The sequence below is a fragment of the Neobacillus camarae genome, assembly GCF_054950115.1.
Window position 1 is genome coordinate 207,401 of record NZ_JBUCKX010000001.1, and the last position, 21,304, is coordinate 228,704.

Here is a 21,304-nt window from a genome sequence, read left to right on the forward strand (position 1 = left end):
AGTCATTTGGCACCATGTTTATTCTAAGAGGAGATGTAATTATGGCTTCAAGTACAGAAGTAGACTTAACAAAATTCACCGATGAGGTTAATGAAGAGGTCATCAGCTGGAGAAGGTATTTACACCAAAACCCAGAGTTATCCTTTCAAGAAGAGAAAACAGCTCAATTTGTTTATGATACTTTAAACTCGTTTGGCAATCTCGAGTTATCCCGTCCTACCAAAACAAGCGTTATGGCCCGATTGATTGGGGAGCAGCCTGGAAAAGTTTTGGCTATTCGTGCTGATATGGACGCTCTTCCAATTGAAGAGGAGAATAACTTTGAATTTGTCTCAAAAAATCCAGGCGTTATGCATGCCTGTGGCCATGATGGCCATACCGCAATGCTGCTTGGAACCGCCAAGGTTCTTACCCAATTGAAAGACAAGATCAAAGGAGAAGTCCGCTTCTTTTTCCAACATGGCGAAGAGTTATTCCCAGGCGGCGGTGCCGAAATGGTCGCAGCCGGTGTAATGGAGGGCGTGGATTTTGTCATTGGTGCCCATCTGTGGTCACCGCTTGCAAATGGTAAGGTTGGCATCAAGTACGGAGCGATGATGGCTTCACCGGATACCTTCTACATCACTGTAAAAGGCAAAGGCGGGCATGCCGCATTGCCGCATCAAACCGTGGATTCGATTGCTGTTGCCGCCCAGGTTGTGACCAACCTTCAACATATCGTTTCACGCAATACTGACCCGCTTGAGCCACTGGTCATTACTGTCGGCAAATTTGTTGGCGGCACTACCCACAATGTCATCCCAGGGTCAGTTGAAATTCAAGGCACCGTCCGTACTTTTGATAAAAAGCTTCGGGAATCTGTTCCTGCTTTAATGGAGCGGGTCATTAAAGGAATAACGGAAGCGCATGGGGCCTCTTATGATTTCCGGTTCGATTTCGGTTATCATCCGGTTATCAATGACGAAGAAGCCACCCGTGTTCTCGAGGAAACGGTTTTGGATGTGTTCGGCGAAGACACATTAGAGTTAATTCCTGCCAATATGGGCGGGGAAGACTTTTCCGCTTTCCAGCAGGCAGCTCCTGGGGCATTCTTCTATGTCGGGGCAGGCAATGCAGAAAAAGGAATCACCTATCCGCACCACCACGCCCGTTTTACCATAGATGAGGATTCTTTGGAAATCGGCGTAAAAATGTTCGTGAATGCGACATTTAAATTTTTAAAGTAAAACTTTATATGATAATAAGGTACAAAGGGCAGCCCAACATCTTAAAGGCTGCCCTTTTTGTTTGGCTCTTTTAAACGATCATGTTAATATTTTAACTCTGTTGATTGGAGCGGATAAGCTCTACTCCTGCGGGAGCACGGGGCCGAGGAGTTTCCGTGGCACGCCCGCGGGTTCACTGAGCTTCTTTCACTGCAATCAACAGCCAAAAAGAATAAACCTTATTATTTTTTAAGGCTATTCTAAAAAAATATGCTTGCGCTTTTCTTAATAAAATTTTGAAAATTTAATGAGCTAATTCATTGTGGAGGGTGGTCTTTCTGCTATATAATGAGAATAAGATGTTCACAAAGTTGTCAAATTTACATTTGTTAAAAACGTAAATAAGCTATCCACATTGGAGGGAGAAAAAGGTGATTAGAGCTGCCGTTGCGGGTTTTGCTGGGTTTATCCTAGTGTTTATTGAATCGATGATTGTTATGAAGCTAAAGGGGTATGTGACCATAGAATTTGGCGGTTTAGCTCCGTTCATCAACGTTTGGGCGATGAATTTCTTCCTCGTATTTGCCATTATGACTCAAATCACAAACTGGTACTACAATAAACATGAGTTGGAAGAAGACAGTACTCTATAATAGTCTTACTGATAACTGAATTCAGAAACTTAGCGTCCCATTCTTTTGAGTGAGCCGCTTTTATTTTTTTTAGGGCATGTGCAGGATAAAAATTTCCCTGTTTGATATAATGGAGTAAATTTATTTAAAGGATGATTATTGTGCTGAATAAGGAAAGAATCGGATTGGTGTTGGACGTTGAGACAACCGGGTTGGGTCCTGCGACGGATGAAGTAATCGAATTGGCTTTAAAACTATTTTCCTTTCGGCCCGATTCAGGTGAAATCATCGAAGTGCTCGAAGAAGAATCATTTTTAAGAGAGCCATTGAAACATTCTGCACGGAGAAACTATGAAAGAGCATTTCGGGTCCATGGGATCCCGTTTGAAGCGGTAGAAGGCAAAAGCTTTGTTGATGGAAAAATAAAGTCCTATTTTGACCGGACTGATGCGGTGTTTGCCCATAATGCTTCTTTTGACCGAAGCTTTCTATTTCATATGTATCCTGAAGTCAATGATTTAAAGTGGTTTTGCACGATGAGAAATGTGCCTTGGAAGCAGTACGGATTCCCCAATGGGAAGCTGCTTACACTGCTTCAAGCCCATCAAATAACCAACTATCAGACACACAGGGCGATGGATGATATTACATACTTAATGGAATTGCTTAAACAAACGAGCCCGAAAGGAAACCTCTATCTTCAAGAGGTTTTGGAATATGGCCCAATGAGAAAATATCAGGCAGCAGCGTCAAAAGCAAAAATGGGGTAAATATAAACAAAAACAGCTCTGCCGCAAATTGAATGCGGACAGAGCTGTTTTTCATTTATTGTTTTCCCTCTGTGAAGATTTGGAAGGTAATCCCATACTTATCAGTGACGTTCCGTAGGCCGGGCTAAAAAAGGTTTCCTGCAGCGGCATTTGGACTTGGCCGCCATCGGCCAATGCATGAAAGAATCTTGTTGATTGTTCGGCATCATCCGTGGAAATGCAAATAGTCACTTGATTTCCTTTTTGGGAAGGCTGGCCTGGAAACGTATCAGAAAACATAATCTCCGATTGGCCAACTTGAATCGTTGCATGACTCACGCGGTCCTTTGCGCTTTCTGGCAGAGGAAATTCAGGATTTTCCGGCATTTCACCGAAGGATTGGATAAAAAGCACCTGGCCATCCAACGCTTTTTGATAAAATTCAATCGCTTCCTTTGCATTTCCATCCATGACAAAATAAGGAATCAGTTTGGCAGTCATATTGAGCAGCTCCTGTTCAACAAGAAATTTTTTTTAACAGAAATAAGGCAAATTTATGTGTCTAATGGTATGGATACTTACCTATTATTTCCATTAATATCATTATAAAACAAAGAACAAACGTTCGCAATGATTTTAGGAAATTTAGTTGGAGAATAGCCGCCTCTATTTTTGTAACAGGGTTTTTAGCAGTTTTCAAAAACATAGACATTAATGGACATCAACTGTTTTTGGTGTTATAGTTTGAATATGGAAAAGTTATATAGGATGAATGAGGCTGCAAAAACTTTAGGAGTGACAGTCAAAACATTACAACGCTGGGACATTTCCGGTAAGGCTGTCTTTGTTCGTACTCCGAACGGGCAAAGAAGATTGCCAGAAAGCGAGATTAACCGGCTATTAGGGAACGGTGAAGATCAAGAGAGTGCTAAAAACTTGGTCATTTATGCCCGCGTTTCGTCGCATGAACAAAAAGCGAAAGGAGATTTACAACGACAGATTGATTTTATCAAAAATCAAATGGATTTGAATTCCTTCAACCAGGTTACAGTAATTGAGGATGTGGGGTCTGGGTTGAATGACAATCGGAAAGGACTTGTCAAAATCATGAAATTGGCAGAGGCCGGTATCCTATCCGATCTCGCCATACGATATCGTGATCGCCTTACTCGATTTGGATTTCATTACTTACAAACTTATTTTGAAAGCCACCAAGTACAGTTGCATATTTTAGATGAGCAAACAGATGAGACACCACCTCAAGAAGAGCTTGTTGATGATTTAATAGCTATTATTACCAGCTTTTCAGGAAAGCTGTATGGAATTCAAAGCTACAAAAATAAAATTCTAGAAGAAAAAGTAAAAGAGGTTTTGGAAGATGTTGCAAACCTACCAAACGAAATTGCCGAACATCCCCCTCGATAACGTTCTCTCGTCGGAACAGTACCTTCAAGAATATGCCGCCTATTTCGGAAAGCTTGAGCGGAAGCTGTTTGTGCAATCTCATATCAAAGGGGCTTCCTCTTCCAGCCTCAAAAAGACCTTCATGAAGCAATATGGAATCACGGCCCGGCAGTTTAATTCACTAAGAATGCAACTGGATGGAAAGGTTTCTTCTTTTATTGAAAAAAGAAAGCTGGAAATTCAAGAGCTGAAGTCTAGAGTTGCCTATTTACAGAAAATAATAAACAAGAAAACCACACAAAAAGTTCAACTTCATCAAAATCTCCAAGTTCTTTCACAAACCCATCCATCCTTTCAGAGAATCGTAAAAAGATATCAAAACCTTAAACATTACCTCCATCAAAAGAAACGAAGGCTAAGAAATCTCAGGCAAAAATTAGAAAAACTAGAGTCGGACGCCCAAAATCATACTCTACGCATCTGCTTTGGTTCAAAGAAGCTGTTACATAAACAATTTCATTTAGAAGAAAATCAATATAAGAACCATCAAGAATGGCGAAATGACTGGCTGGAGGCTAGAAGCAGCCAATTTTTGGTGATTGGCTCCAAAGGTGAAACGTATGGGAACCAAACAGCGACTTATGACCGTAACAACACACTGAGACTGCGTGTGGCAAATTATTTCACAGACACATTTGGAAGGTATATTGAATTTCCGGCCGTCCTTTTCCCTTACGGACAAGTCTGGCTGGACAAAGCAAAGGTTCCAAGTATGGGTTTTACGCGGAGCGGCCGCCCACAAAAATATTACTCTTCCATTACCTATCGGTTTATGAAACAAGAAAAAGGCTGGTATGTCCACGCAACTGTCGAAAGGGAAACGCCTAAAGCGGGAACTTCAAATGGCAATGGCTTCATTGGTGTTGACTTAAATGCCGGTTTTATTGCCGTTTGCGAAATTGATCGATTCGGAAACCCAATCCATAGCTGGACCATAAAAGTCCCCATGTATAGCAGAAGGAAAGAGCAGGTCGTCGCCTCTATGAGTGATGCTATAAAGTCGGTTCTAGAATACGCTGTGTCTGTGCGAAAAAATGTTATGATTGAGAAATTGGACTTTTCAAAGAAAAGGACACGGCTTCGGGAAATGGGTCCTGCCTATGCCCGAATGCTATCCGGCTTTGCTTATTCAACATTTCAACAATTGATCGAGTCAAAAGCAAAGAAAGCGGGGGTAAATATCAAACGAGTCAATCCCGCGTATACCAGCCAAATCGGTCAAATGAAATTTATGGCACGATATGGTCTTAGTTCCAACCAAGCAGCTGCCTGCATGATTGCTAGACGGGGTTACCATTTCAGGACGGAAAAGCCAAAGTATGATACGATTTTATCCTTTTCAAAGAGATTTGATAAACATCAATCCAACTATAGGAAATGGAGAGCCATAGCCAACCATTTGAAAAAGGAATATGATTTTCAGGATAAAATTGAGCTGTTAAAAGCCGATATTTAGTGAATGGAAATTGGAGCAACGCTTCCTTTTTACCTGCAAGGAAGAAAAGGACCACGTACTCCAATATAAGTCAAGTCATAACCATTTGATTCACCAGCGTGGCTAACAGCCTTTCTAGAGTATCAACAGGTATCCTGTGCCGTGTATATGGCATTGTGACGGGAACGAAGAAGTTTATTGAAGTTAAAAGACTTCTTTGGACGGATGTTCCCATTCTGGAATTAGGGCGTGATTCCCTAACGCTATTCGCAAAAAACTCTGTTCGTTTTGCGTGCTAAACGAATAATCAATCGTTTAGAACACATAGATTTCTTATTGTACATGGATGTCTATGTTATTAGGAACGGTTAAATATCTATCGGTAACTATGTTTCGATGATGCATTTCATGCCCTGCAATGATATAGGCGATTGCCCGTGCAGTAACTTCCATTTCATTGGCAAGGCCTACGTTGGCCCAAGCAGATTCAGGCATATTTTGAACTAATGTAATGGTGGCGTTCCGTACGGCTGTGAAGTCTTCTAGAATTTTTTTTACAGGCAATTGTCTCACTTCTGATCCGGTTACAAATATCGTTTCATCAAACCCGGCCAACGGAGTCCGGTCGCCGCGTCCAATGCGCAGGAGGCGGTAAGTCATAATTCTCTCCGTATCGGTCATGTGGCCCAGAACTTCTTTAATGCTCCATTTATTTGGCGCGTAACGAAAATCCGCGTCATTTTCGGAAATATTGTTAAATAGTTCAGTTACTTGTTTCAGATTTTCCTTTAAAATTTGCAGCAGGTCACCATCCGGAACCAACTGTACGTATGGAACATAGTATTCTGGATATTCATTTTCATTAGGACGTTTCATCATTTTACTTTCTCCCTTCCTCTTTCAGTTCTTCTTTATTTTATTGTTTATTGAAAAGAATTTCCAATTAAAAAAGAGGCTGGCGCATCTATTGATGTACCAGCCTTTTTAGGTTATAACATTTTATTAAAATGAACACGTTTATTGATGGCATACATAATTGGCATGCCCACTGCCATGACAACCAGTTCTCCTGCTGCTGTGGTTAACCATGTAAATAAAAATGGCAGGTCAAATGCAAGCTGTAGTTCGAGAGCAATCAAGAACATCGTAAAGGTAAAGACAATGGTATTGACTATCATCCGTGTCCAGATGCCTTTAATAAATCGTGAGCACAAAATCGTAATCAATAAGGCAATGAGGGACTGGCCGACACCGAAAATCAAGTCGTAGGCCTTCATTGGCGAAAAGAATAAATTGGTTAGAAAAACACCAAGAATAATTCCATACAAATATTTTTTGTTGAAAACGATCAGATGGTTAAACATCTCCGATACGCGAAATTGAACCTGGGTGAACCCAAACGGCTGGATGAGTGCCGATACAGCAATATACAATGCCGCAACAATCCCGTTTACCACAATTTCCTGCACTCTGCTGTGCGTTTTTCCGGATGCGATAGGGGCACCCAATGTATTATTTTTCTCCATATTCACTTCTCCTTAGTTTTTTATAGTGGGAGGTTCTCGAACCACTTAAAAAAATGCCTGCAATCTAATATATTAATATAAATGAAGTTTATGGTCAATTTATTTTTTTCTGTTGCGCTCTAATTAGGTTGTTGATTTCTGCTCCAGGCACTCAGCAAACCTGCGGGCGTGCCGAGGGGGCTCCCCTGCCCCGTACACCCGCAGGAGTCGAGCGCATTCCGCCCTAATCATCAGAACTTATTCTTTAAAAGCCGAGAAGTGTTCCATTAAAATGATTTTATTAAGTAGAATTGGCATCACTTGGACAAACTATTTATGCTCAAAAGCTAATCTCTATTTAAATTTTTTCTACAATATATAGGCACATTTATTGTCAACTGGGAAAGAATATGGTTATCTAAATTAGGATGAAGAAAGAAAGAGGGATTACATATGTCGAAACAACAAATTGGCGTTATCGGCTTGGCCGTCATGGGTAAAAACCTTGCCCTGAATATTGAAAGCCGCGGTTATTCTGTGGCTGTATTCAATCGTTCTTACGACAAAACGGAAGACTTTATGAATAACGAGGCAAAGGGCAAAAATTTCGCCGCAGCTAAAACGATTGAGGAATTTGCCAACTCCTTAGAAAAGCCAAGAAAAATCTTAATTATGGTTAAAGCAGGCGCTGCAACGGATGCCACGATTGAGCAGCTTAAGCCATACCTTGAGGAAGGCGATATTCTTATTGACGGGGGAAATACTTTCTTCCAGGATACGATGCGCCGCAACAAAGAACTGGCGAATGCGGGCTTCCATTTTATCGGTACAGGGGTATCGGGCGGGGAAGAAGGCGCATTAAAAGGTCCTTCCATCATGCCTGGTGGCCAAAAGGAAGCATATGATCTTGTCCAGCCGATTTTAGAAGCGATTTCCGCCAAAGTAAATGGCGATCCTTGCTGTACATACATAGGGCCAAATGGTGCCGGACACTATGTCAAGATGGTTCACAACGGGATTGAGTATGGCGATATGCAATTGATTTGTGAAGCTTATTTTATCCTAAAAAATGTCTTAGGCTTAAATGCGGAAGAACTCCACAGCGTGTTCTCTGAGTGGAATAAGGGTGAACTGGACAGCTATTTAATTGAAATCACAGCGGATATCTTTACGAAAATCGATGAAGAAACCGGCAAACCATTAGTTGATTTGATTTTGGATACAGCCGGACAAAAAGGAACAGGCAAATGGACCAGCCAAAATTCTTTGGATTTGGGTGTGCCGCTGCCGCTCATTACTGAATCGGTTTATGCCCGGTTTATTTCAGCCATGAAAGAAGAGCGTGTCCGGGCCAGCAAAATATTGACAGGTCCTGAGACAAGTACGTTTGAAGGCGACAAGAAAGAATTGGTTGAAGCTGTTCGTAAGGCTTTGTATATGAGTAAAATTTGTTCATATGCCCAAGGTTTCGCCCAAATGCGCGCGGCATCCGAGGAGTACGATTGGAATCTCCGCTACGGCGATATTGCGATGATTTTCCGGGGCGGCTGTATTATTCGTGCCCAATTCCTGCAAAAAATTAAAGATGCGTACGACCGTGATCCGGAGATTGCGAACCTCTTACTGGATCCTTACTTCAAGGAAATTGTGGAGTCTTATCAATCGGCTTTGCGTAAGGTGGTTGCTTCTGCAGTGGAACGTGGAATTCCAGTGCCGGCTTTTGCCAGTGCGATTTCGTACTATGACAGCTACCGTACAGAAACGCTGCCAGCCAATCTGTTGCAGGCGCAACGTGACTACTTTGGAGCCCACACTTATCAACGGGTGGACAAAGAAGGCATCTTCCATACAAATTGGATGGAATAATGTAACCGTGAAGAAGTGTATCCCAATGTGTAAGGGGTGCACTTCTTTTTTGATTATATTGGTTCTATGTATCGGCAATAATGTGGATTTTTTGTTCCTATATGAGACCGGGTTCACCTTACCGGCGTTTTCCTTTTTTTGAAAAAAACAAAAAAGACGATTCAGGAAATCTGAATCGTCTTTTGCTGTCTTAGATGTATTTAAGCAGTTGGTTTTTGCTTTTCAACTTCAGCTTTCCGGCTGCTGAATTTTCTAATGAATGGGATAACCCAGCGGTCCAATCCAATTCTGCCAGCGTTGTAGCCTGCGGTTAGGATGATGAAGCCTAAGAAAATGTCTTTAGGGTTAGATGATACTGTACCGGCCAAGAAGAACGCGAAATTCATCACTAAACCGAAGAACATGGCAGCGGTTGTCAGGCATCCCAGGATTAAGCCAAGACCGATTAACAATTCTCCCCAAGGAACAATGAAGTTGAACAGATCGACGTTTGGTAAAGCGAAACCATCCAAGAATTTAACGTACCAGCCAAATAGGACATCGCCTTCAGGACCTTTTACCGGGTTGGCGATCGCTCCTTTTAGGAAACCGGAAGCATCGAAGCCGCCTGTGAGTTTATGAAAACCGGCTGTAAACCAAGTATATCCAAGATATAAACGCAACACCGTTAGAATGATAGCAGAGACTTTGTTTTCCCGTAAAATTTGGTTAAACATTTTGTTTTCCACCCTTCCACCTTTTTTGTTTCTCTTTACACTTCTAATATATAGTAATTTTTGGTAAAGAACACGGCTGTAGTAGTAAGTTCAAAGTTTGTTCGAAATGTTATGACAGACTGGTGAATAATGGAAAATCGAATGAAACGCCATCCCATCCCCAATAGGTTCACGTGCTTTAAGGCAAGTTCATTTAGTAGGATTTTTTTAAGGCGAAGACTTCCTGCATACAAAAAATTCCAATTTTTTCCCAACTCGTAATTACAATAAACTTATTGATTTATCTGAAAATTGGAAATAAACTCGTTATTACAACCGATCGGCTGAATGATATAAAAGGGGAGGAGTAAGATTGAAAAAACTTAAATGGCTTGGTTCTGGGTTCCTTGCGGTAACTATGGGTCTATCTCTATTTGCAACAGGTGCTTTCGGTCAAACGGCAGTTCCTAACGAGTCTTATCGTGTCATGATTAAAGGGCATGGTTCAGAAATGTCCAAGGCCAAACAAAATGTGGGAGTCCGCTGGGATTTTGGTGCCGAAGGATTTACAACTACGGTTAATTCCGCTCAGTATCAAGCCTTATTAAAAAATAAAAATTTAGAGATTAACAGAGTACCAGAAGTGCAGCTTGATAGCATGGAAAACCAATCTGCAGCTGCACCAGGTGTGAAAGAGGCATCCCTTCCTGCTGACAGTACCCCATGGGGAATTGAAGCCATTTATAATGATCCGTCGATTACAAGTACTTCCGGCGGGGCAGGGGTCAAAATCGCCGTACTGGATACAGGAGCCTATATTAATCATAGTGACTTAGCCGGAAGCGCTGAGCAATGTAAAGATTTTACCCGTGCCACTACATCTATGGTCAATGGGTCTTGCACTGACAAAAACGGCCACGGAACCCATGTGTCTGGGACTGCACTAGCACATGGCGCAGGGATTTATGGCGTTGCTCCCGAGGCCAAGCTTTGGTCTTACAAGGTGCTAAATGACAGAGGATCGGGATATTCCGATGACATTGCCGGTGCCATTCGTCATGCGGCAGATGAAGCTGTAAGGACCGGGTCAAAGGTCGTCATCTCCATGTCTTTGGGCTCCAGCGCCAAAGATAGCATGATTGCCAGTGCGGTAGACTACGCATATGGTAAGGGCGTGCTGGTAGTGGCAGCAGCAGGCAATAGCGGATATGGCGATAATACCATTGGCTATCCAGGAGCCTTAATGAACGCTGTTGCTGTAGCGGCCTTGGAAAATATTCAGCAAAACGGAACCTATCGTGTAGCTGACTTCTCATCGCGCGGCAATTCGGCAACGGACGGCGATTTTGTCATCCAAGAGCGGGATGTCGAAGTTTCCGCACCAGGTCGGGACATCCAATCAACATGGTACGACGGCGGTTACAACACGATTAGCGGAACCTCGATGGCAACACCTCACGTTTCCGGATTGGCGGCAAAAATCTGGTCAGCCAATCCATCATGGACCAATGCCCAGCTTAGAGCTGAACTGCAAAGAAGGGCAAAATTATACGACATCAAGGGCGGGTATAGTGCAACAACTGGGGATGATAATGCTTCAGGTTTCGGGTTTGCAAGGGTGAAATAATCCCTTAGAAAAGGCCATCCGTTTGGATGGCTTTTTCGCTGTTAATTGCACTTGCAAGCCAAGGTTTTTTATAAAGAAGCATTTTTAAAATTACCGTAATCCTTTGCATGTTAAAAAATATATAACAAATAATATAAAACGTAGAAAGGGGAGACAGTATGTTCAAAAATAGAAACCATGAAGACATGCTAAAACAACCGTTAATGTCCACAGGAACAACCGAAGCCGGCTTTGAAACACAGGTTCATAAAAGGCAAAAACAGGCCGGTGAACCTAAAATCGGAGAGACTATCGTGGCAGAGAAGGTTGCAGATTAACGTGATTCGAAGCGAAATCTTTGAAAGGAGCCAACTCGATGAAAACAAAAGATAATTTTTCAAAAGGGGCCAAAGTCACCAAGGATAATCAAATCATGGGAACCCCAAATAGCAAAAGTAAGAATGGGACAGGTGATTCTCCGAACGATAATGCGGGAGGAAAAACTCATCTTAATCGTTAGACTTTTGCAGCCAACAACCCTTTAGCGCCAAAAAAGCTGACTCTCTTGCAAGAGTCAGCCAACTGTTAACATGAGAATTTGCTATTTACATATAAAAACGGTATCCATGAACGGATACCGTTTTTTGTTTTATGCCGGAACCCTGATTTTACTCAACCGTTCCCAAGGCTTCATGAGCCAGCGCCTTAACGCGAAACAGCCCCTTAGCCACTCATCCGCTCCTTGTGCAAGCCAGACTCCCAAAAGCCCAAGGCCCAAATGGATGCCCAGTAAATAGCTTAAGGAAACGGCCACTCCCCACATGGAAATGATACCAATTATTACGGGGAAGCGGACATCGCCCGCTGATTTTAACGAACCCATCAGCACGATATTCATTGCCCTTCCCGGCTCCACAAACACGATTGCCCATAATACCGGCAGACCAACGGCGATGATAGTCGGATCGCTCGTAAAGGTCTCCAAAAGCGGCGAACCGATCAGCGCAATGGTCAATGCCGTGATGGTCGATGCGGCTATGGCAATCCTTAATGTCTTGATGCCTCGGCTTAGGGCACGGTCATATTGTTTAGCCCCGATGTAGCGGGCAACCAGCAACTGGGTTCCCTGTGCGATGGCGACCGTAATCAAAAAACATAGCATGTTAATGTTTAAAACATAAACTCTGGCTGCGAGGGAAGCCGTACCGAGAGATACGACAAAGCTGGTAATAATCAATTGTGACAATTGATAGGATAAATTTTCCCCTGCAGAAGGAATGCCAATCGCCAGCAAGGCTTTGGTATCGTCTTTTTTGGCTCTCCAAATATCCTTAACGGTTAGGCTTAAATTCAGCCGGTTATGGACGAAGTAAAGCAGGGCTGCTACCGCAAATGCGCGTGCCGTCATAATACTCCATGACACCCCTTGAACGCCCGTGACGGGTAAGCCAAAGATACCAGTTAAAGCGATCACATTTCCGGTCACGCTAATGAGGTCCATGGCCAAGGTCACAAACATCGATTCCTTCGTGTACCCATAACTGCGGAGAACAGAGCTTAATGCAAGTGACAAGGATTCGAAAAACAGTGACACCCCGCAAATTTTTACAAAGATACGCCCGTAATCAAATACCTTTCCTTCAATATCAAATAGGTGCAATAGATGTTCACCAAATATAAATAGGATAATGGCGACGATAATCCCAAACCAAAAATTCAATCCAAAAACCGAACGGGCTAAATCCCTGGCCCGTTTCAACTGGCCTGCGCCCAAATTTTGACTGACTAAAACGGTGGCGCCAATTGAAGTGACGTTAAAAACCAATATAAATAAGTTTAACAGCTGGTTTGCCACGCCAACACCTGCAGCCGCATCATCTGAGTAATGGCCAAGCATAAAGGTGGCAATGATTCCAACTCCCATGTGAAGCGTCAGTTCTATAAAAAGCGGCCAGGAAATACTGAAAAGAGATTGTTCCCGATAGGTATTTTTCTGTTCTTCCAATGGTGTGGTGCTCCTCTTCTCTATGAAATTAATAAACTTCATTTTACTCCTTTTTTTTATTTATATAAACAGAAAAAAGCCCCTTAGAGGAAATAAAAAATACCTGCCATCACGCGCGGCAGGTACCTTGGAGCAAGTTGCATCATCGTCCCCATTTTAACGAGATTGCCAGACTGCAGCAATCTTGTTGGGTGCTGGGCCCGGTCTGGGTAGAGAGTATGAAATTAACACCGCTGGGGGTGTATTGTGTCGAGACGGGTACCGTTAATCCGATTGATTTCATGAGGGTGTTTACTTCTGCCTGTTTTCCTTGCTGGGCGGCATTCATTAATCTGCGGGCAAATTGCGGGTTCGACAACCGCGAGAGTAGGATGCTCCCTTGTTCCATTAGTCGGTGAAATGATTTGATTGAGCTTTGAAATAAGGCGGTATCCACGGGTGGATACGTACGGTATGCCGGCCAACTCCAAACGGAAGCACCATAGGTTGGGACCGAAGGCGTTGCCGGATAATGAAAAGGGGTGTAATACATGCTAATTCTCCTTCCATTATAAAAAGAGGCAAGGCACTATACGGTATGCCGAACAGGCCGATTTGGTTACATAAAAACCAGGGATGAAGTCCCTGGTTTTAGGGGCGATTAAAAGATATCAATATCGCCGCTTGCTACATCCAATTTGATGTTATATTTTCCGGAACCATGTTTCCCATTAACGCTTTTGTTTCCGGACTCTTTTTCGGTTAACGGAAAGTCACAAGAGATGTTTCCGCTACTTATATCACTTTGGAGAGTAAAATCAGCATTTTCTGGCAGGTCAAGATTGACCGCACCGGAGCTCACGTCCATTGTGACAGAATCTGTTAATTGGTCCAATTGAATGTTGAATAGTCCAGATGTCACATCCGCGTTGACGGCCCCATTATAGTGATTGATATCGAGTTTGCCCGAGGTGACATTAAAGGTGCCTGTTTTTGCCACGACTGAATCCAATTTGACTACTCCCGAAGAGACGTCCTGTTTTAAATGGTTCACTTCAAGATTCGATACATCCATTTTTCCTGAACCAATATGGGCCGTTACATCATCTAATGTCATGGATGTTTTTTCTGATCCGGAGAATTGTAAACTCCCGGAACCTAAATCAATGTTCAAATCCCGATTATAGTCTTTGGGAATATAGATGGTCAGATTGCTCTTGGCAGAACCCCAATTGAACCAGCTGCCTTTCAGGGAAACCACAACCGTATCGCCCGAATCGGTAATCTTGAGCTTTTGCTTCCCATTATAAACCGCTCTTAGATTTGGCCGGTCTTCTGGAATAATCGTTGCGCGGGCACTGGATACATTAAGCTTGATGACTTGTGTATCGTTTGTGATATCAGCCGTTCCATTGGCCTTGGAATTATTGAAGACATCCAGATGAATCGGACGGTTAAAAAGAATATATAATCCAGTGATCACTAATAGCAAAACAAAAATTCTCTTCATAGGTACTCCCCCTTTGTTTTTACCTTCTACAAATAGATTACAAAATCCTCCAGTTTTCCCAAATGTACTGGAGAATGAACTTAAGCTAAGACTTGAGGTGTATTTTTGCGTATATAAAGGAGCGTTGAATTCCAACTTGTGTTTGTTGGAGGAAAAAAAGGCTTTATTCACATGGCTTTTAGTAGAATGGCAATTTATAATAGGAAAGGTAAAGGGGTTAATGATATTTGATGATAGTTTTGTATAAACGGTAAGGAGTGCCTCGTGAATGCTGCAAAAATTAAACAAGTTCCTCGAGAAAATCATGCCGGTACTGACTCCGATTAGTGTGATCACTGGGGTGTTCCTAAGTACATATCTTAAAGATTTTTCTTTTCTGATTCCGTGGATATTTGCTTTTATGACGTTTGCCGGCAGCTTAGGTTCTAATTTCAAATCCTTAAAAGATGTTGTTTCCCATCCGTTTCCGATTTTTATGGCGATGCTCCTCCTCCATGTTTTTATGCCGATATGGGCATGGGGAGTCGGCCATCTTGCATTTCCTGGTGATATTTATACCATTACCGGCCTCATTTTAGTCATGGTGATTCCGACTGGGATTACAAGTTTTATTTGGGTGTCCATTTATAAGGGAAATATCCCGATGGTTTTATCAATCATTTTGATAGATACCCTGCTGTCCCCTGTCATTGTCCCTTTTTCGATTTCCGTTTTTGTAGGTCAAACCATTGAAATGGATTATCTTGATTTGATGCAGGGACTTATGTTGATGGTGGTGATTCCTTCCATCATAGCCATTTTGCTGAATCAGCTGACGAAGGGAAAAATCCATCAGCAATGGGGACCCCGTTTGGCTCCTTTTTCAAAGATTGGTGTCGGGGTGGTGGTCATGCTGAATGGTGCCATTGTTTCGCCATACATTAAGGATTTCAACCTGAAGCTTCTTGGGATTATGGTGGTTGTGTTTTTTATTGCCATGACCGGCTATGTCTTTTCGTTCCTGATTGGCCGGCTGGTCATCAAGGATTGGGATAACCTCGTAACATTGACATTTTCGGCGGGGATGCGGAATATTAGCGCAGGAGCGGTGATTGGTGTTACGTACTTTCCTCCATCCGTAGCGGTCCCGGTTGTGATTGGGATGCTGTTTCAACAAACTTTGGCTTCGCTCAGCGGCCATTTCTTGGCATGGTTTCACCATAAGAAATCAGAAAATCAAGATTCAGCTGTGGCATAGTGGAGGGTGCAAATGAGGACAAACCGAAATTGGCTTGTCCTCATTGTTTGATAGGAGAGAGGGAAAAAAGGACCCGTGTCCCCAGGATTGCTTCCTTTGAGGACACGAGCAAAAAAGGGAGTAAGGAGTCCTCAAATAAATTGAGGTGTCCCCTTGCATTCAAGGGGAAAATGATTAGAGGAGCTTGCCTTTAAACGGTGAGGGATTTTTATACGTTTTAAATGGCACTGATGTTGATATGTTCATATTTCGAGACCTGGAACAAGCCTTTGTCCGTAAGCTTTAATTCGGGGATAACCGGCAGGGATAGGAAGGACAAGGTTAGAAACGGGTTGAACTCGCTGCTGGCACCCAATTTTTTCAGTGCAAGGTGAATGTTGTGGAGCTGGGAATGGACTTCTTGGTAGGGTTTTTCCGATATTAAACCCGCAATGGAAAGTTCCAACATAGCAATGACTTCCCCCTGATTCACCACTACTAAACCGCCTTGAATCGATTGCAACGTTTTTGCGGCAACTGCCATATCCCTATCGTTGGTTCCCGCAATAATCAAATTATGGGAATCATGAGCAATGGTAGTGGCGATGGCCCCCGATTGGAGCTTTAGTCCTTTCACAATGCCTAATCCGATTTGATTTGTCATATGATGGCGCTCAATGACGGCCAGTTTTAATAAATCTTTACTAGTTGAAGTTAGGAAGAAGCCTTTGTCACATACCGAAACCATGTCAATGATATGCCTGGTTTCCAAACTGTTGGGAATGATTTCAATGATATTTGCCTTATTGGATGGCAAATAAATCTGAAAGTCGCCGGGAGAAAGCTCTTTAAACCGTACAGAATTCCGCAAATTGGCAGTGGGGGTTACAGACTCGACAACAGGGAAATGTTCTAATTTTCCATCATCGACAATTAGTTTCCCGTCCTTATAGACTTGTGAAATCTTGATGGATTCCAGATCATCTAGTAAAAGGAAATCGGCTTTATAACCTGGAGCAATGGCACCCTTCTCCGCTAATCCAAAGCACTCTGCGGCATTGATAGAAGCAATTTGAATAGCAGTGATGGGGGAGAGGCCAGCGGCAATGGCTCGTCTGATATTGTGGTCAATGCTTCCGTCACGGATTAACTCATCTAGGTGTTTGTCATCTGTGACAAATAAACATCTCCGGGCATTTCGCTCGTTGACGATAGGAATCAGCTGCTGTAAGTCTTTGGCGACGGTCCCTTCCCGGATCATTAAGTACATTCCTCTTTTGAGCCGTTCTTTGGCTTGTTCCGCTGTGGTACTTTCGTGGTCGGTCCTGATTCCGGCCGTTAGATAGACATTTAAATCCATAGGGGATAGTCCGGCACCGTGTCCATCAATCTTTTTCCCGGCCTTCTTGGCCTCGTCAATTTTTTTCATCATGTCTTTTTCCGCCAGCTTGACTGCGGGAAAGTTCATCACTTCTGCCAGTCCCAATACCCTGGGATGTTGATAGAACGGTTTTAAATCTTTACTGGTTAACACCGCACCGGCATGTTCAAACTCTGTGGCGGGAACGCAGGAAGGGAGCATGAAGTAAAAGTCAAAAGGAAGGTGCTCAGAAGAATCGAGCATATATCGAATGCCTTCCTCCCCTAAAACATTGGCTATTTCATGCGGGTCGGCAATGACGCTGGTTACCCCGTGGATAAGCAGGACTTTGGCAAACTCTTCCGGTGTAACCATAGAGGATTCAATATGGACGTGGCCATCCATAAAGGCGGGTGACACATAACGGCCATTTGCCTCAATCACATTAATCCCATCGTAGTTTCCGATCCCCACAAAGTACCCATCTTCAATGGCAATATCCGCTTCGATTATTTCACCATTAAAGACATCTATGATTTTTCCATTTTTAATGACGGTTTCTGCGGGCTGGCTGCCGGAAGCGGCGGCAATCCTTTTAGTTAATCGGTTTCTCCACATTAAAATCCTCCTTTTAAGCTAAAGAGTTAGTATTCTACCTTCATTTTTGCTCCTTCCCATGTTTGGAAAGGCAAGTCCCCTTGAGGGAGAAATAGCTGCTTCATCGGTATTCTCCTATTTTCCATCGGCAGGTCCAATTCTTCATAAATAAATTGATCGTCAAAGCCAATTTTTGCCGCGTCTTCCTTTGTGCAAGCGTAATAAACGGCGCGCGGTCTTGCCCAGTAAATGGCACCTAAGCACATCGGGCACGGCTCACAGCTGGTATAGATGTCACAATCCATGAGCTGGAAGTCTTGTAAATACTGACACGCTGCCCGAATGGCCTGGACCTCCGCATGGGCTGTTGGATCATGGGAAGAGGTGACCTCATTCCGACCCACGCCAATCACCTTCCCATCCTTAACAACAAGTGCCCCAAAAGGCCCTCCATGACCAGCCGTTACATTATCATAAGCAACATCAATCGCTTTTTGCATAAACTCCGCGTTTGCCATAAAAATCTCCCCTCTGCGGGAAAGCCCCCAACTGCTTTAATGCGTTACAGGGGTGGGGGACAGTCCCCCGCTGCTTTAGCGCATCACAGAAGTGAGGGACAGTCCCCTTTTTACTGTTAGGTTTCATTATTGTATAATCTTCCAGCTTTATCTCGATTTTTGAGAGGTTATCTGACAAACATTTTTGAATATGAATCTTAATAAAAAACTGTGTTAGATTATTTGCCAGTGTTGTGGAGGGATTGGTGGGTGTTGGGTATGATGGATGAAACTTGGTGGATGATTGAAGATTATTATTATATTGGTCGGTATCATCCATTACATATATAGAGAAATGTAGTTTTGTATATTTTTAGGGGGTCTAGTTCGTATATTAATTCATATGAAGGGAGGAGGAGAAAAATGGATGGAATTCATGACATTTTAAATGCGGTTTGTTCGTCGTTCCATAAGGATGTTCTTGCCACGGTGATACGCGTGGAAGGATCTGCATACCGAAAGGAAGGATCCATGATGCTGTTCAGGGAGAACGAGGCAATTGGAATGATTAGTGCCGGATGTCTTGAAACAGATTTGGCCTGGCATGCACAGGAGGTGAAGAAAGACCAACAGGCTAGAACCATCGTTTACGATCAGCGTCCTGAGGATGATTTGTCATGGGGGCAGGGGGCCGGCTGCAATGGAGTCATCCATGTACTTCTGGAGCCGGTAGATATGGTGTTACATAATCACCTTGGTCAATTGCAGTTCTATCTGGAAAAGGGCGACAGGGTCACTTTGATAAAAAAATTAGATAAAGAGTTCTGTGTGACAGATTACTTGTTTATGACTGACGACGGGCAATTATTCGGCAAATGGCATGGCGGAATTCCGGTCCAACTCAAACCATTTCTTCTTCAAATGCACATTGACACGCCCTACACGGGGATTCACTATCGACCGGAATTGTCGATGAATTTCTATATTCAAACCTTTGAACCAAAACCACGTTTGATTGTTTTCGGAGCAGGGCCGGATGCCATTCCTCTAGTCAAGCTTGCTGCGGAAGTTGGCTTCTCGGTTATAGTTTCAGACTGGCGTGCGGCATTTTGCCATGAGCTTCACTTTCCGGATGCTGAACAGCTGATTGTCGGTTTTCCGAACGATGCCATTCCGCTCCTTCACCTGTCAGTTAGTGATTCGGTCCTGATTCTTACCCATCATTTTCAAAGGGATAAAGAACTGCTGAATCTCTTACAAAATCAGGAGTTAAAGTATTTGGGGATACTCGGTCCGCGGAAACGGACTGAACGCCTTCTCGAAGGGAAGGATATCCCTCCGCAAATCAGCAGTCCAGCCGGTCTGGAAATCGGAGCGGAAGGACCGGTTGAAATCGCCATCAGCATTGTGGCGGAATTAATCCAAAAACAAAGGACTAAAAAAATGGCAGGGGTGTTTGCTTGAACAACCAAAACAAAATTGCTGTGGTATATCTTGCAGCCGGCATGAGTAGACGGATGGGCGTCCATAAGCTGGGTTTGCCCTTGGGAGAAACGACCATTGGAAATATGGCCCTAGAGAGTGTGGTAAAAGCGGATGTAGGCCATGTTTTCGTAACTACAAGTGCCGGGGACGACCTTAAATGGATTCACCCCAGCCTGTTTGAAGAACCTTTCAAGAATCGCTGGACGGCTGTTCCTTGTCAGGAGGCTGTACAGGGGATGGCCCATTCCCTAAAGTGTGGATTGCAGGCTGCCATGGGGGTAGAACCAGCAGGATTTTTGATTTTATTAGCAGACCAGCCATTATTATCGGTTGATACCATTCAACTTTTATTAAAGGAATTTCTCAAGCATCCACAAGAAGACAATCCTCTTTCTTTCATAGCCGCTAGCTTTCAGGGGATTCCACGGCCGCCTGTCATTTTCCTTCCAAGTGCCCTTTCCCGATTATTTATGTTGAAGGGGGATGAAGGGGCCAGAAAACTTCTTCAAGGAGGGCCATTAAAGGGGAAAATAATAGAATGTGAAAAAAGGGCAGACTTCGTCGACATTGACACGATAGAAGATTATCAAAACGTGAAAGGAGCGTTGCACGGGGCATGATGAGCCAAGGTGCTATAAAAAACGTTTCACCTGTTGTTTGGATCCCTGAAGACTTGCAGACGGCACTGCAATTGAAGCAAAAATATGGTTCTGACGGACAGTTCATCGCCGCGGGTACGCTTTTGCAGACATATTGGGAAAAGGGCCAGCCCGTTCCGTCCCATTTAATAAGTTTAGAAAAGATAAAAGAGCTTCAAGGATTCGTAAATGAAATCGCCGATGGAAAATCCATGGTCCAAATCGGCGCTTTAACCACATTAAGTCAACTCCTGCAACATCCCTCACTCCTCTCCCATCTCCCCCTATTAGTAGAAGCGGTGAAAAGTATTGCAGCACCCGCTGTACGCAACAGGGGAACCATTGGAGGCAACATCGCCGGCAGTACGGGTGACACGCTCCCGGCTTTTTTAGTATTGGATACGGTAATCGCATATACCAAAGGATCAGAGATTCTGAGGAAGTCGTTATGGGATTGCCTTCAAGAGGGGATTTTCCTGAAAGATTCCCTTCTTGTTTCTATTAGCGTTTGCGGGAATGGAAACGACAAGGAAACCTCTTCTTTTTTTAAAAAGGTTGGAAGACGTGAGGCATTTACTCCCAGTGTCGTGACCATCGCCGGATGCTGCCGGCTGAATGACCAAAAGGAAGTAGAATCGATCCGGCTGGCTGTTGGCGGCGCGTCTGTCCGCCCGCAGAGATTGGAGGCATGTGAGCAGCTTTTGATAGGGAAAACCATATCGAAAGAGCAACTGACGAAACTGCAGAGGGCCATACAAGAAGAGTTTAACGCTCCTTCGGATGATTTTTTTTCCGAGCGGTATAAAAAAACTATTGCAGCCAATCTTTTGGTTTATGAGATGGCCAGAGTATCGGAATAG

21 protein-coding genes, 1 pseudogene and 1 riboswitch are annotated in these 21,304 nt (G+C 43.4%); of the genes and pseudogenes, 13 read left to right on the forward strand and 9 right to left on the reverse strand.

Going from position 1 to position 21,304, the window contains the following annotated elements; genetic code table 11:
- Positions 1-41: 41 nt before the first annotated feature.
- The 3 genes from ACY8D0_RS00975 to ACY8D0_RS00985 all read left to right on the forward strand — a co-directional run bounded on the left by ACY8D0_RS00975 (position 42) and on the right by ACY8D0_RS00985 (position 2,607).
- Positions 42-1,226 carry a M20 family metallopeptidase gene (locus tag ACY8D0_RS00975; RefSeq protein WP_462408651.1) on the forward strand — a complete coding sequence of 395 codons (1,185 nt, stop codon included), beginning with the start codon at positions 42-44 and terminating at the stop codon, positions 1,224-1,226.
- Positions 1,227-1,636: 410 nt separating this feature from the next.
- Positions 1,637-1,858: a hypothetical protein gene (locus ACY8D0_RS00980; RefSeq protein ID WP_462408652.1), complete on the forward strand. Its 222-nt coding sequence runs from the start codon at positions 1,637-1,639 to the stop codon at positions 1,856-1,858.
- A 131-nt stretch (positions 1,859-1,989) separates the two neighbouring features.
- Entirely contained in the window at positions 1,990-2,607 is a 618-nt protein-coding gene (locus ACY8D0_RS00985; protein ID WP_462408653.1) for an exonuclease domain-containing protein, read from the forward strand.
- Positions 2,608-2,662: 55 nt separating this feature from the next.
- On the opposite strand, the pseudogene ACY8D0_RS00990 reads toward ACY8D0_RS00985, so the two are convergent.
- Positions 2,663-3,087 (reverse strand): annotated as a pseudogene (locus ACY8D0_RS00990) (VOC family protein).
- 249 nt (positions 3,088-3,336) lie between these two features.
- Here ACY8D0_RS00990 and ACY8D0_RS00995 point away from each other — a divergent pair.
- Both ACY8D0_RS00995 and ACY8D0_RS01000 read left to right on the forward strand, forming a co-directional pair.
- On the forward strand, positions 3,337-4,011 hold the full coding sequence (locus tag ACY8D0_RS00995) for an IS607 family transposase (RefSeq protein WP_462409912.1): 675 nt from the start codon (positions 3,337-3,339) through the stop codon (positions 4,009-4,011).
- Positions 3,965-5,506, forward strand: a complete 1,542-nt coding sequence (locus ACY8D0_RS01000) for an IS200/IS605 family accessory protein TnpB-related protein (protein ID WP_462408654.1) — start codon at positions 3,965-3,967, stop codon at positions 5,504-5,506. The genes ACY8D0_RS00995 and ACY8D0_RS01000 overlap by 47 nt, the downstream gene beginning before the upstream one ends.
- 312 nt (positions 5,507-5,818) lie before the next feature.
- On the opposite strand, the gene ACY8D0_RS01005 is transcribed toward ACY8D0_RS01000, so the two are convergent.
- Positions 5,819-6,364 (reverse strand): DinB family protein, encoded by a 546-nt coding sequence (locus ACY8D0_RS01005; RefSeq protein WP_462408655.1) that lies wholly within the window; start codon positions 6,362-6,364, stop codon positions 5,819-5,821.
- A 110-nt stretch (positions 6,365-6,474) separates the two neighbouring features.
- Positions 6,475-7,011 carry a QueT transporter family protein gene (locus ACY8D0_RS01010; protein WP_462408656.1) on the reverse strand — a complete coding sequence of 179 codons (537 nt, stop codon included), beginning with the start codon at positions 7,009-7,011 and terminating at the stop codon, positions 6,475-6,477.
- A gap of 6 nt (positions 7,012-7,017) precedes the next feature.
- Positions 7,018-7,062: riboswitch (PreQ1 riboswitch) on the reverse strand.
- 381 nt (positions 7,063-7,443) lie between these two features.
- Between ACY8D0_RS01010 and gndA the strand changes: the two genes are divergently transcribed.
- Positions 7,444-8,856, forward strand: a complete 1,413-nt coding sequence (gene gndA / locus ACY8D0_RS01015) for an NADP-dependent phosphogluconate dehydrogenase (protein ID WP_462408657.1) — start codon at positions 7,444-7,446, stop codon at positions 8,854-8,856.
- Positions 8,857-9,056: 200 nt separating this feature from the next.
- On the opposite strand, the gene ACY8D0_RS01020 is transcribed toward gndA, so the two are convergent.
- Complete coding sequence (locus ACY8D0_RS01020; RefSeq protein ID WP_462408658.1) at positions 9,057-9,572, reverse strand: DoxX family membrane protein; 516 nt, start codon at positions 9,570-9,572, stop codon at positions 9,057-9,059.
- Positions 9,573-9,924: 352 nt separating this feature from the next.
- On the opposite strand from ACY8D0_RS01020, the gene ACY8D0_RS01025 reads away from it, so the two are divergent.
- The 3 genes from ACY8D0_RS01025 to ACY8D0_RS01035 all read left to right on the forward strand — a co-directional run bounded on the left by ACY8D0_RS01025 (position 9,925) and on the right by ACY8D0_RS01035 (position 11,677).
- A complete protein-coding gene (locus tag ACY8D0_RS01025; protein WP_462408659.1) occupies positions 9,925-11,178 on the forward strand; it encodes a S8 family peptidase in 1,254 nt (417 codons plus the stop codon).
- A 158-nt stretch (positions 11,179-11,336) separates the two neighbouring features.
- Positions 11,337-11,495, forward strand: coding sequence for a hypothetical protein (locus ACY8D0_RS01030; protein ID WP_462408660.1), 159 nt, complete (start codon positions 11,337-11,339; stop codon positions 11,493-11,495).
- Positions 11,496-11,533: 38 nt separating this feature from the next.
- Positions 11,534-11,677 carry a hypothetical protein gene (locus ACY8D0_RS01035; RefSeq protein ID WP_462408661.1) on the forward strand — a complete coding sequence of 48 codons (144 nt, stop codon included), beginning with the start codon at positions 11,534-11,536 and terminating at the stop codon, positions 11,675-11,677.
- A 129-nt stretch (positions 11,678-11,806) separates the two neighbouring features.
- Here ACY8D0_RS01035 and ACY8D0_RS01040 read toward each other — a convergent pair whose 3' ends face one another.
- The 3 genes from ACY8D0_RS01040 to liaG all read right to left on the reverse strand — a co-directional run bounded on the left by ACY8D0_RS01040 (position 11,807) and on the right by liaG (position 14,651).
- Positions 11,807-13,162: an MATE family efflux transporter gene (locus ACY8D0_RS01040; RefSeq protein ID WP_462408662.1), complete on the reverse strand. Its 1,356-nt coding sequence runs from the start codon at positions 13,160-13,162 to the stop codon at positions 11,807-11,809.
- A gap of 142 nt (positions 13,163-13,304) precedes the next feature.
- Positions 13,305-13,694: a YuzC family spore coat inner layer protein gene (locus ACY8D0_RS01045; RefSeq protein ID WP_462408663.1), complete on the reverse strand. Its 390-nt coding sequence runs from the start codon at positions 13,692-13,694 to the stop codon at positions 13,305-13,307.
- 108 nt (positions 13,695-13,802) lie between these two features.
- Entirely contained in the window at positions 13,803-14,651 is an 849-nt protein-coding gene (gene liaG / locus ACY8D0_RS01050; protein WP_462408664.1) for a LiaG family protein, read from the reverse strand.
- 268 nt (positions 14,652-14,919) lie between these two features.
- On the opposite strand from liaG, the gene ACY8D0_RS01055 reads away from it, so the two are divergent.
- A complete protein-coding gene (locus tag ACY8D0_RS01055) occupies positions 14,920-15,888 on the forward strand; it encodes a bile acid:sodium symporter family protein (RefSeq protein WP_462408665.1) in 969 nt (322 codons plus the stop codon).
- 217 nt (positions 15,889-16,105) lie between these two features.
- Here the strand turns inward: ACY8D0_RS01055 and ade are convergent, their stop codons facing one another.
- Positions 16,106-17,845 (reverse strand): adenine deaminase, encoded by a 1,740-nt coding sequence (ade, locus tag ACY8D0_RS01060; RefSeq protein ID WP_462408666.1) that lies wholly within the window; start codon positions 17,843-17,845, stop codon positions 16,106-16,108.
- Between the two features lie 26 nt (positions 17,846-17,871).
- Positions 17,872-18,342 (reverse strand): nucleoside deaminase, encoded by a 471-nt coding sequence (locus ACY8D0_RS01065; protein ID WP_462408667.1) that lies wholly within the window; start codon positions 18,340-18,342, stop codon positions 17,872-17,874.
- A gap of 402 nt (positions 18,343-18,744) precedes the next feature.
- Between ACY8D0_RS01065 and ACY8D0_RS01070 the strand changes: the two genes are divergently transcribed.
- The 3 genes from ACY8D0_RS01070 to ACY8D0_RS01080 are packed head-to-tail and all read left to right on the forward strand — an operon-like array spanning position 18,745 to position 21,304.
- Positions 18,745-19,785: an XdhC family protein gene (locus ACY8D0_RS01070; RefSeq protein ID WP_462408668.1), complete on the forward strand. Its 1,041-nt coding sequence runs from the start codon at positions 18,745-18,747 to the stop codon at positions 19,783-19,785.
- Positions 19,782-20,426: an NTP transferase domain-containing protein gene (locus ACY8D0_RS01075; protein WP_462408669.1), complete on the forward strand. Its 645-nt coding sequence runs from the start codon at positions 19,782-19,784 to the stop codon at positions 20,424-20,426. The genes ACY8D0_RS01070 and ACY8D0_RS01075 overlap by 4 nt, the downstream gene beginning before the upstream one ends.
- Positions 20,423-21,304, forward strand: coding sequence for an FAD binding domain-containing protein (locus ACY8D0_RS01080; RefSeq protein ID WP_462408670.1), 882 nt, complete (start codon positions 20,423-20,425; stop codon positions 21,302-21,304). The genes ACY8D0_RS01075 and ACY8D0_RS01080 overlap by 4 nt, the downstream gene beginning before the upstream one ends.

Excerpts from the sequence above, each read along its gene's own strand:
- ACY8D0_RS01065 (WP_462408667.1), bottom strand. The coding sequence starts at position 18,342 with ATGGCAAACGCGGAGTTTATGCAAAAAGCGATTGATGTTGCTTATGAT.
- liaG (WP_462408664.1), bottom strand. The coding sequence starts at position 14,651 with ATGAAGAGAATTTTTGTTTTGCTATTAGTGATCACTGGATTATATATT.
- ACY8D0_RS01045 (WP_462408663.1), bottom strand. The coding sequence starts at position 13,694 with ATGTATTACACCCCTTTTCATTATCCGGCAACGCCTTCGGTCCCAACC.
- ACY8D0_RS00975 (WP_462408651.1), top strand. The coding sequence starts at position 42 with ATGGCTTCAAGTACAGAAGTAGACTTAACAAAATTCACCGATGAGGTT.
- ACY8D0_RS00985 (WP_462408653.1), top strand. The coding sequence starts at position 1,990 with ATGATTATTGTGCTGAATAAGGAAAGAATCGGATTGGTGTTGGACGTT.
- ACY8D0_RS01000 (WP_462408654.1), top strand. The coding sequence starts at position 3,965 with ATGTTGCAAACCTACCAAACGAAATTGCCGAACATCCCCCTCGATAAC.
- ACY8D0_RS01020 (WP_462408658.1), bottom strand. The coding sequence starts at position 9,572 with ATGTTTAACCAAATTTTACGGGAAAACAAAGTCTCTGCTATCATTCTA.
- ACY8D0_RS00995 (WP_462409912.1), top strand. The coding sequence starts at position 3,337 with ATGGAAAAGTTATATAGGATGAATGAGGCTGCAAAAACTTTAGGAGTG.
- ACY8D0_RS01055 (WP_462408665.1), top strand. The coding sequence starts at position 14,920 with ATGCTGCAAAAATTAAACAAGTTCCTCGAGAAAATCATGCCGGTACTG.
- ade (WP_462408666.1), bottom strand. The coding sequence starts at position 17,845 with ATGTGGAGAAACCGATTAACTAAAAGGATTGCCGCCGCTTCCGGCAGC.
- gndA (WP_462408657.1), top strand. The coding sequence starts at position 7,444 with ATGTCGAAACAACAAATTGGCGTTATCGGCTTGGCCGTCATGGGTAAA.
- ACY8D0_RS01080 (WP_462408670.1), top strand. The coding sequence starts at position 20,423 with ATGATGAGCCAAGGTGCTATAAAAAACGTTTCACCTGTTGTTTGGATC.
- ACY8D0_RS01010 (WP_462408656.1), bottom strand. The coding sequence starts at position 7,011 with ATGGAGAAAAATAATACATTGGGTGCCCCTATCGCATCCGGAAAAACG.
- ACY8D0_RS01070 (WP_462408668.1), top strand. The coding sequence starts at position 18,745 with ATGGATGGAATTCATGACATTTTAAATGCGGTTTGTTCGTCGTTCCAT.
- ACY8D0_RS01005 (WP_462408655.1), bottom strand. The coding sequence starts at position 6,364 with ATGATGAAACGTCCTAATGAAAATGAATATCCAGAATACTATGTTCCA.
- ACY8D0_RS01030 (WP_462408660.1), top strand. The coding sequence starts at position 11,337 with ATGTTCAAAAATAGAAACCATGAAGACATGCTAAAACAACCGTTAATG.
- ACY8D0_RS01035 (WP_462408661.1), top strand. The coding sequence starts at position 11,534 with ATGAAAACAAAAGATAATTTTTCAAAAGGGGCCAAAGTCACCAAGGAT.